The sequence below is a fragment of the Staphylococcus sp. HMSC14C01 genome (assembly GCF_001808085.1).
Taxonomy (GTDB): domain Bacteria; phylum Bacillota; class Bacilli; order Staphylococcales; family Staphylococcaceae; genus Staphylococcus; species Staphylococcus hominis.
Window position 1 is genome coordinate 1 of sequence record NZ_KV792036.1, and the last position, 9,387, is coordinate 9,387.

Genomic DNA, 9,387 nt, shown 5'->3' on the forward strand with positions numbered 1-9,387 from the left:
ATCTAGATACTTTATGTCCCGGACTCTTTTTAATATATTCAAAATAACCAGTAGACTGTATTTTAATTTTGAGTGAATACGTTTATAATTACCCTTCTTTATATATTAGAACTTTGAATGGAATGGCACTTTTGTCAGTAAATTAATGCCTGTTTGGTGTTCTTCAACAAATTGTCCTTCTTTTGAAAAAAGAATAATTTTTAAATATAAAAAATCCATAACTGATAAACCAAGATTTAAGGCAAATAAGAACATAAAATAATGTCCATAACTTGGAAAATGATAAGTTAGGAAAATTAAAATGCTTGTAATTATTAAAAATGGCAAAATAAGATTAATGCAAAAATAAAACTTGCGGACAGGCGTATTCACATACGTATTAAAATAAGGAAGCCATTTTTTCTTATTTAACTTGTGCCATCTAAACGCATGAATATAAGGTAAAAAGAAGAATAAATGTATTGTTTTGTGAATAGGGTACATAAGAATGATAAATAATATTAGAAGTAAAAAGTATTTATCTGATAAAGGCGTTTTTACAAAATAATACATAATCTCATAACTAACTAAAAACGCAATAATAGTTGTTACAATACTTAAAAACGCAATTCTTGGAACACCAAATCGCGCATGGATATCTATATGACGTTTACATAAAAACATAACTCCACCTCGAAAATAGGTCGTTTAATATACGATAGGTATTATCTAACTAACTTGAGTTATCGTCAAGACAATTTTTAATAGCTATTGTAATATAGAGCAATGTTTTTATATTAGATTGTATATTTATAAAAAAAGCCATAAAGAAATCTATTAATATAAATTTCTTCATAGCCAAATTGAGCTCAATGTTAGAGTTCTATTTGTTATTATTCTTATCTTCTGAAAATGTATTACTAATTTCTTCGCCACGATTTTGAAGATTTTCAATATGAGATTTTAATTTTTCAATATTAGGATTGATATCAGATTTAAAATCTCCGATTAAAGTCTTAAATTCGTTAGCAATGTCGCTACCTTGTTGTACACCGTCATTTTTCACTTGCTTACTATAATCAATAATATTATAGAAACTACGTTTAATTGTTTCGATTTCTCGTTCTAATTCTGAGCGAGCACCAGTAGGAACTTTTTGTCCAGAGGCATTAGCATTATATCTTTGTTGATCACGATTCATCCATGATACAGCAATACCAGAAGCAAGTCCCACACCGATACCAAATAATACACGTGTAACTTTCATTTTTTATTCTCCTCACTATTATGTCGATTATAGAATAAATCATATCATTTTATGAAGTAAGTAACGATTGACTTAAGCTACTTACTATAATTATTACATTGACATATTGATTTCATTTTATATTACCCATAAATGATATTCAATATGCAGAATTATTCAAATTGAGCTTTAATTTGTTCAGCAATATCTTTTTTCTGTTCATCGCTAATTTCATTTTCATGAGTTTCCCATTGATAACCAAAACCATCGATATCATTTTTATATCGAGGTAGGAAATGGAAATGCAAATGAAATACTGACTGATCAGCATATTCACCATTATTTTGAATAATGTTTAATCCATCAGGTTGAAATGCTTTTTTAATGGCATTTGCTACTTTTGGAATAGCAGCTCCAATGTGTTTCATTGTTTCTTCATCAGTTTCAAAAATATTAGGAGAAGCTTTCTTCGGAATTAAAAGTGTGTGTCCTTTAGTAACTTGAGAAATATCTAAAAATGCATAAACATAATCGTTCTCATAAACCTTATAGCTTGGAATTTCACCAGTAAGAATTTTACCAAAAACAGTTTCTGACATAATTAAATGCACTCCTTTAACCTATTTTTACTCATTATTATAACATTGTTATTTTAAAAATTCGCTAATGAGTTATAGCAAACCTTAGTAGTTATATAATGATTTTGGTACAATATAACTCATGGAGGTGCCTTATGACAGTTAAAGTTGAACATTTAACAGGAGGATATGGTAAACGTCCTGTTATTGAAAATATAAATTTTGAATTAAAAAAAGGTGAAATAGTAGGATTAATTGGTCTCAATGGCGCTGGAAAAAGTACGACCATTAAGCACATGCTTGGATTATTAACGCCAATGGAAGGAACACTTTCTATTTCAGATACCAATATTAATGATGATATCGAAATCTACCGTCGTAAACTATCATATATTCCTGAATCACCAGTCATTTATGAAGAATTAACATTAGAAGAACATATAGCCATGACTGCTATGGCTTATCAAATAAGTAAGGAAGAAGCAATGAAACGTGCGCGTCCTCTACTAAAAACATTTAGACTTGAAAATGAACTTAATGTTTTTCCTAGCCATTTTTCAAAAGGAATGAAACAAAAAGTAATGATTATATGCGCATTTATTGTCGATCCTGAACTTTATATTATTGATGAACCATTTCTTGGTTTGGATCCATTAGGTATACAATCCATGCTTGATTTGATGGTTGAAAAGAAAAATGAAGGGCGTACAGTACTAATGAGTACCCATATTCTTGCAACTGCTGAAAGATATTGTGATCGATTCATTATTTTAGATAAAGGAAAAGTGGTTGCTTTTGGAAATTTAGAGGAACTACGAGAACAAACGGGGCTTAAAGATCAAACTCTTGATGATATTTATATCCATGTTACGCAAGGTGGTCAAACGACATGAATAATGAAGCCATAGCATTATTTAAACAACGTTATGACGCAATAAAAAAAGAAAAACATTATTATAATAAATTTATTTTTAATGGTCACTTTACTGTATTCTTAGTTATTTTATTAGGAGCCTTCATATTAGGTTATGGTCAATGGTTACAACATATTCCTAAAAATATAGATTATGCATTCTTAGCAAGTATTGTAATTGCTTTAACTTCAATCTTTCCATTTCGAACATTTTTAAAAGATGCTGACAAGTTATTTTTGCTTCCTTTTGAGAAGAATATGGAAGATTATATAAAATTAGGCCTAAGATATAGTTATTTTAACCGTATAATATTACAAATAGTGTTATTAATTGTATTATTTCCATTGTTTTATAAGCTTAATCAACAATTAGTTGTATCTTATATCGTGATGAGTGTTTTAGCGCTTATTCATCCTATTTTAGGACTACGCTTAAAATGGCAATGGTATCGTGCGAGATTGTCTCAATGGATATTAAATGTCTTAATATTTTCACTTAATTTTATAACGTATTATCTAATTTTAGGGAAACAATTATATTTTGCCATTTTATTAACAATAATTTTCTTTGGCATGGCGTACCTTATACCTAAATTTAAGAGTCTTACGTTATTTCCATGGGAACAGTTGATTTCAGTAGAAGAAAGACATCATACAAATTATTATAAATTTGTAAATATGTTTACAGATGTTAAGCATTTAAAAGAAAATGCAGCAAGACGCAAATATTTAGATTTTCTTTTACCCACACCCAAAGGACGTCGTTTTAATTCGCACAATATGTATCTTTATTTATTTGTGAGAAGTTTTGTAAGAGGAAAAGATGCATTAAGTATTATTCTTCGACTTGTTGTCATTGCACTTGTACTTATGATTTGGCTGTCTCATCCACTTGTTTCTATTATTATTGGTAGTTTATTTATGTATATTATTTTATTGCAAATGTCTCAGTTTTATACGCAGCAAGCGTATGGACTATGGCCTCAGGTTTGGCCTGTATCAGATAGTGAAGTGATCAAAGGATATGAAAAATTCTTATATCGCCTTATGATTATGATAGGTATTATTTTCGCAATCATTTTTATCATCTTTTATATAAAATACTTCTTTTTTGCAATTGTATTCTTTATTGTAGGATGGTTAACGATTAGAAGTACGATTAAAAAATTGCAATATCAGGAAACTTTATTAAGAGATTAAAAAAAGAGGGAACTTAAGATGTATTAAACACATACTTAAGCTTCCTCTTTTTATGTTAATCATTAATTGGATATAAATATCTTTCAAAATAACTTGAATGTTGACTGCTTGAGCCAAAATAATGTCTTAATGCTTCTTTAGAAAAATAATCATTAAACATATCAGATGATTTAAAATCTTCGTATGTTTGACGATTAGCGAAGCCAAAGTAAATTTTATAAGTAGTACCTTCTTCAGGTCGTAAGAAACGATAGCTTTTAAAACCAGCAAATTGACTGAAATCTAAATTCAAATTCGAAAGACGTTTTTCTAGTTGATTGACATGATCTTCTGAACTTGGAATGAAGATAGCTGAATAGAAATGTTGATGATTAAACTCATTGATTTCATTAACAACTTCATAAGTAGTAGGGTGTTTAAGTATAGATTTATCTTCGGATTCTTCAATAATGACTGAAGAATCATTAGTTGAATAAATAAACAGATGATTTTCAGGATGATTTAAACGAATTTGATTTAAATAGTCATAAGTTCCATAAGTTGTATATATTTTCATAAGCCATACCTCCTTTATTTATGTATATTATACGATTAAATGATAAGACTAGCTATTATAAATAATTTAAATAAGAAAATAAATTGTGAATAATTTATTTAAATCAATTCACTTATAATTACAAATTTAAAATTAAAGAATAGATAGACGTGCTTTGTCATTTTTATGACATTTAATATTTAAGAAACGCGAAATCTTTTATGTTGTGATATTATGAATAAGAATGATTTTAATTTAGGAGGATAAAATGGTGCATAAAAAAAATAATACAATTTTACAAACAATTAAAGGGGAATCAACCTCACACACACCTGTGTGGTTTATGCGCCAAGCTGGCAGATCACAACCAGAATATCGCAAATTAAAAGAAAAGTATTCACTTTTTGATATTACACATCAACCAGAACTTTGTGCATATGTAACACATCTACCTGTTGATAATTACAATACTGATGCAGCTGTGTTATATAAAGATATTATGACACCACTTAAACCTATCGGAGTAGATGTTGAAATTCAATCTGGTATAGGTCCTGTAATCCACAATCCCATTAAATCTATGAAAGATGTGGAAAAATTAACTCAAATTGATCCTAAAAGAGATGTGCCTTATGTGCTAGAAACAATTAAAATTCTAACTGAAGAAAAGTTAAATGTACCTTTAATTGGATTTACGGGTGCTCCCTTTACATTAGCATCTTATATGATTGAAGGTGGACCTTCTAAAAACTACACATTTACTAAGGCAATGATGTATGGCGATGAAGAGACTTGGTTTGCTTTAATGAATCATCTTGTAGACGTTTCAATTAAATATGTAACAGCTCAAGTTGAAGCAGGTGCAGAATTGATTCAAATTTTTGATTCATGGGTAGGCGCACTTAATGTACAGGATTATCGATATTATATAAAACCATCTATGGATCGTTTAGTCCGTGGAATTAAAGAACATCATAATATTCCTGTTATATTATTTGGTGTAGGGGCTAGTCATCTCATTAATGAATGGAATGATTTGCCAATTGATGTTTTAGGTTTAGACTGGCGTACATCTATTTTGAGAGCGGATCAATTAGGTGTAAATAAAACATTACAAGGTAATTTAGATCCTTCATTACTACTAGCACCATGGGATGTATTAGAAAAAAGAGTTAAAGCAATACTTGATGAAGGAATGCAAAGAGGTAAACATATATTTAACTTAGGTCATGGCGTTTTCCCAGAAGTTCAACCAGATACACTTAAAAAAGTAACACAACTGGTTCATGACTATACGCAAAAATAAAATTAGAATCATAAAAATTTATTTTTAAAAGGGAAGGTTTTAAGAATGACTAAAACAGTAGGTTTATTAGTAATGGCATATGGTACGCCATATAAAGAAAGTGATATTGAACCATATTACACAGATATACGACATGGTAAAAGACCAACAGAAGAAGAACTTCAAGATTTAAAAAATCGTTATGAATTTATAGGTGGGCTTTCTCCACTTGCAGGCACGACAGATCGTCAAGCTAAAGCACTTACAGATGCACTTAATAAAACATATGATGATGTAGAATTTAAATTATATTTAGGATTGAAACATATTTCTCCTTATATTGAAGAAGCAGTTGAAAAAATGCATAATGATGGTATTACAGAGGCTGTTACAGTCGTATTAGCTCCCCATTATTCAAGTTTTTCAGTAGGTTCATATAATAAACGTGCTAAAGAAGAAGCGGATAAATATGGTATACAACTACATCATGTTGAACGTTATTATCAACAATCTAAATTTATTGAATACTGGACAAATAAAGTAAATGAAACATTAGCTGAAATTCCAGAAGAAGAACATGATGAAACAATTTTAATCGTGTCTGCGCACAGTTTACCTAAAGGATTAATAGAACGTAATAATGATCCTTATCCTAATGAAATTAAAGATACTATGGATCGTTTAGAAGCTTCTACAAATATTAAACATGTAGCGCAAGGTTGGCAGTCAGAGGGTAATACAGGTACGCCTTGGTTAGGACCTGATGTACAAGATTTAACAAGGGAATTATACAATGAACATCATTATAAAAACTTTATTTATACACCAGTTGGATTTGTTTGTGAACATCTTGAAGTACTTTACGATAATGATTATGAGTGTAAAGTTGTTTGCGATGACATTGGTGCTAATTACTATCGACCAGAAATGCCTAATACAAATCCGTTATTTATAGGTGCGATTGTCGACGAAATTAAAACAGTTTTTTAAAAAGGAAGGGACATGTTGTGAGTAAAAAAGTTGCAATTATAGGTGCTGGCATTACAGGTCTAGCCAGTGCATATTATTTTAAACATTACAATGAAGACATAGATGTAACTATTTTTGAAGCAACTTCAAGACCTGGAGGTAAAATTCAAACTTATCGACGCGATGGTTATACGATTGAACTTGGTCCAGAATCCTACTTAGGTCGAAAAACGATCATGACAGATTTAGCAAAAGATATAGGTCTTGAAGATGATTTAATTACGAATCAAACAGGACAATCCTACATTTTTGCTAAGAACCAATTGTATCCTATTCCAGGCGGATCAATTATGGGAATTCCAACAGATATTAAACCTTTCTTAAAAACACGTTTAATTTCCCCTTTAGGAAAATTAAGAGCAGGATTAGATTTAGTTATTCCGCCTATTAAAATAGAAAATGATATTTCGGTTGGTGAATTCTTCAGAAAACGTTTAGGAAACGAAATGCTGGAAAATTTGATTGAGCCCCTTATGGGAGGAATTTATGGAACAGATATTGATCAATTAAGTTTGATGAGTACATTTCCTAATTTCAAGTATAAAGAAGAATCATATGGTAGTTTAATTAAAGGAATGAAAGATGAAAAACGCGAACGTACAAGAAAACGTCAGCTTTATCCAGGTGCTCCTAAAGGACAATTCAAACAATTTAGACATGGGCTAAGTTCATTTATTGAAGCACTAGCTAAAAATGTTGAACAAAAAGGTGTACACTTCAAATATAATACACCAGTAGAAGATATTCATATTCATAATGATAATTATGAGATTGTTACACATAATAGTCGGGAGACGTTTGATGGTTTACTTGTTACGACACCGCATCAAACGTTTATGAAATGGTTTAATCATGATTCAGCATTTAAATACTTTAATACTATGGATTCTACTACAGTTGCAACGGTTGTATTTGCATTTGATGAGAAAAATATCGAAAATACCTATAATGGTACTGGATTTGTCATTGCAAGAACCAGTCATACTGATATTACTGCATGTACTTGGACGACTAAAAAGTGGCCGTTTACTACACCAAAAGGTAAAGTATTATTACGTGCGTATGTAGGAAAACCTGGCGATACGGTTGTAGATGACCATACTGATGAAGAAATTGTAAATATCGCACGTCGAGATTTAAGTAAAATGATGACGTTTAAAGGTGATCCAGATTTTACCATAGTGAATCGATTACCAAAAAGTATGCCACAGTATCATATCGGTCATATGACTCAAATTCGCAATATACAAAATCATGTAAAACGTCAATATAACGGGTTACGCATTACCGGTGCACCTTTTGAAGCGGTAGGTTTACCTGATTGTATTCAACAAGGCAAAAATGCTGTTGAAGAATTAATAGACGAGTTATAAATAAAGCATAGTAAATAGGCACTTTTTAGAGGTTACATTTGTCTCTTTAAAGTGCTTTATTTTAAAATAAATAGTCATTATTAAGAAGAAAAGGAGAATAAAAAATGACAGATGTAATTATTGTTCATTCACAAATAGGAAATGCACAAAATCATTGGTATCAATGGTTAAAACATAACTTAGCACTCGAAGGATATAATGTACAATTGTTTAATTTAGATAAAGCGGATAATAAAAAATTAGATATGTGGCTAAAAACTATGAAACAACAAATTAAAATCAATCATCCCGATACGTATGTTGTAACACATGGCTATGGTTCAATCGCTGCTTTGAAATTTATTGAACAATTAGATTTAAAACGTCCAATAGAAGGCTTTTTTAGTATTGCTGGATTTAAAGAAGATGCTCAAGACATCGATGAATCTGTTAATTTAGATCATATTACCATTGATTATGATGAAGTTAAGAAAAAGGTGAAACACTTTCACGGTCTCGCTTCAAAAGATGATGAACATGTATCTTATAAAGAAACTGAAAAGTTATTACAAGCTTTAGGAGGATCAATTCGAATTGTTGAAGAAGGAGGGCACTTCCTAGAAGAAGAAGGCTTTGTTTCTTTCAGTGAATTACAAGAAAAAATGCAAAAATATATGACACAATAATGTTAGAGCGGGAAAGTATCAAATAGTAATATAAAGAGTAATAATAATTATGAGATTTTATACCCAAATTATCCCATAAAATAAAATTTTTTAAGTGTAGCGTTTTTTTACACAAATTAATTTATAATTTTTATTGACTATATAGGTGTTAATATATATACTAATAAAGTATTGAAAAAAGCACTAATTAAAAAATAATTATCTCATAATTATTTAAATTTATAATTAACGTATTGTAAAAATTATTTTAAAAAAGTGTTGACATTACAGTGGCTTAAATGATATATTAATTAAGTACTCATTTGAAGTGCTAATAATATTGGCGCGGGATGGAGCAGTTCGGTAGCTCGTCGGGCTCATAACCCGAAGGTCGGTGGTTCAAATCCGCCTCCCGCAATACATAATTTTATAGGTCTCGTAGTGTAGCGGTTAACACGCCTGCCTGTCACGCAGGAGATCGCGGGTTCGATTCCCGTCGAGACCGCCATTACTTTTGACTTATGATTAAGGTTCAGTAGCTCAGTTGGTAGAGCAATGGATTGAAGCTCCATGTGTCGGCAGTTCGACTCTGTCCTGAACCATTT

The 9,387-nt window shown here is 30.4% G+C and carries 10 protein-coding genes and 3 tRNA genes; 9 read left to right on the forward strand and 4 right to left on the reverse strand.

Annotation, left to right across the window (positions count from 1 at the left end; all coding sequences use genetic code 11):
• Positions 1 to 105: 105 nt before the first annotated feature.
• The 3 genes from HMPREF3131_RS05880 to HMPREF3131_RS05890 form a co-directional block, all read right to left on the reverse strand.
• Positions 106 to 663, reverse strand: coding sequence for a DUF3267 domain-containing protein (locus tag HMPREF3131_RS05880; RefSeq protein WP_017176387.1), 558 nt, complete (start codon positions 661 to 663; stop codon positions 106 to 108).
• Between the two features lie 199 nt (positions 664 to 862).
• The gene (locus HMPREF3131_RS05885; protein ID WP_002449632.1) at positions 863 to 1,246 is read right to left on the reverse strand and encodes a YtxH domain-containing protein; all 384 of its coding nucleotides are present in this window, start codon (positions 1,244 to 1,246) and stop codon (positions 863 to 865) included.
• A gap of 152 nt (positions 1,247 to 1,398) precedes the next feature.
• Positions 1,399 to 1,824 (reverse strand): HIT family protein, encoded by a 426-nt coding sequence (locus HMPREF3131_RS05890; protein WP_017176386.1) that lies wholly within the window; start codon positions 1,822 to 1,824, stop codon positions 1,399 to 1,401.
• 134 nt (positions 1,825 to 1,958) lie between these two features.
• Between HMPREF3131_RS05890 and HMPREF3131_RS05895 the strand changes: the two genes are divergently transcribed.
• Positions 1,959 to 2,696: an ABC transporter ATP-binding protein EcsA gene (locus HMPREF3131_RS05895; protein WP_048761762.1), complete on the forward strand. Its 738-nt coding sequence runs from the start codon at positions 1,959 to 1,961 to the stop codon at positions 2,694 to 2,696.
• Positions 2,693 to 3,916 carry an ABC transporter permease EcsB gene (locus tag HMPREF3131_RS05900; RefSeq protein WP_017176384.1) on the forward strand — a complete coding sequence of 408 codons (1,224 nt, stop codon included), beginning with the start codon at positions 2,693 to 2,695 and terminating at the stop codon, positions 3,914 to 3,916. Before HMPREF3131_RS05895 ends, HMPREF3131_RS05900 begins: the two co-directional genes overlap by 4 nt.
• A 55-nt stretch (positions 3,917 to 3,971) precedes the next feature.
• On the opposite strand, the gene HMPREF3131_RS05905 is transcribed toward HMPREF3131_RS05900, so the two are convergent.
• The gene (locus tag HMPREF3131_RS05905) at positions 3,972 to 4,472 is read right to left on the reverse strand and encodes an antibiotic biosynthesis monooxygenase (RefSeq protein WP_070436529.1); all 501 of its coding nucleotides are present in this window, start codon (positions 4,470 to 4,472) and stop codon (positions 3,972 to 3,974) included.
• A 247-nt stretch (positions 4,473 to 4,719) separates the two neighbouring features.
• Here HMPREF3131_RS05905 and hemE point away from each other — a divergent pair, with 247 nt between their 5' ends.
• The 7 genes from hemE (at position 4,720) to HMPREF3131_RS05940 (ending at position 9,384) form a co-directional block, all read left to right on the forward strand.
• Positions 4,720 to 5,757, forward strand: a complete 1,038-nt coding sequence (gene hemE / locus HMPREF3131_RS05910; protein WP_049382475.1) for a uroporphyrinogen decarboxylase — start codon at positions 4,720 to 4,722, stop codon at positions 5,755 to 5,757.
• 45 nt (positions 5,758 to 5,802) lie between these two features.
• The gene (gene hemH, locus HMPREF3131_RS05915; RefSeq protein ID WP_019835694.1) at positions 5,803 to 6,726 is read left to right on the forward strand and encodes a ferrochelatase; all 924 of its coding nucleotides are present in this window, start codon (positions 5,803 to 5,805) and stop codon (positions 6,724 to 6,726) included.
• Positions 6,727 to 6,743: 17 nt separating this feature from the next.
• A complete protein-coding gene (gene hemY, locus HMPREF3131_RS05920) occupies positions 6,744 to 8,138 on the forward strand; it encodes a protoporphyrinogen oxidase (protein WP_048682829.1) in 1,395 nt (464 codons plus the stop codon).
• A 104-nt stretch (positions 8,139 to 8,242) separates the two neighbouring features.
• Positions 8,243 to 8,803: an RBBP9/YdeN family alpha/beta hydrolase gene (locus HMPREF3131_RS05925; RefSeq protein WP_017176379.1), complete on the forward strand. Its 561-nt coding sequence runs from the start codon at positions 8,243 to 8,245 to the stop codon at positions 8,801 to 8,803.
• Positions 8,804 to 9,126: 323 nt separating this feature from the next.
• Positions 9,127 to 9,200, forward strand: a tRNA-Met gene (locus HMPREF3131_RS05930).
• Positions 9,201 to 9,214: 14 nt separating this feature from the next.
• Positions 9,215 to 9,290: transfer RNA gene (locus tag HMPREF3131_RS05935), tRNA-Asp, on the forward strand.
• Between the two features lie 21 nt (positions 9,291 to 9,311).
• Positions 9,312 to 9,384, forward strand: a tRNA-Phe gene (locus tag HMPREF3131_RS05940).
• Positions 9,385 to 9,387: the final 3 nt, after the last annotated feature.

Bases quoted from the DNA above. Each gene is read 5' to 3' on its own strand.
- HMPREF3131_RS05880 (WP_017176387.1), bottom strand. From the start codon at position 663: ATGTTTTTATGTAAACGTCATATAGATATCCATGCGCGATTTGGTGTT.
- HMPREF3131_RS05885 (WP_002449632.1), bottom strand. From the start codon at position 1,246: ATGAAAGTTACACGTGTATTATTTGGTATCGGTGTGGGACTTGCTTCT.
- HMPREF3131_RS05890 (WP_017176386.1), bottom strand. From the start codon at position 1,824: ATGTCAGAAACTGTTTTTGGTAAAATTCTTACTGGTGAAATTCCAAGC.
- HMPREF3131_RS05895 (WP_048761762.1), top strand. From the start codon at position 1,959: ATGACAGTTAAAGTTGAACATTTAACAGGAGGATATGGTAAACGTCCT.
- HMPREF3131_RS05900 (WP_017176384.1), top strand. From the start codon at position 2,693: ATGAATAATGAAGCCATAGCATTATTTAAACAACGTTATGACGCAATA.
- HMPREF3131_RS05905 (WP_070436529.1), bottom strand. From the start codon at position 4,472: ATGAAAATATATACAACTTATGGAACTTATGACTATTTAAATCAAATT.
- hemE (WP_049382475.1), top strand. From the start codon at position 4,720: ATGGTGCATAAAAAAAATAATACAATTTTACAAACAATTAAAGGGGAA.
- hemH (WP_019835694.1), top strand. From the start codon at position 5,803: ATGACTAAAACAGTAGGTTTATTAGTAATGGCATATGGTACGCCATAT.
- HMPREF3131_RS05925 (WP_017176379.1), top strand. From the start codon at position 8,243: ATGACAGATGTAATTATTGTTCATTCACAAATAGGAAATGCACAAAAT.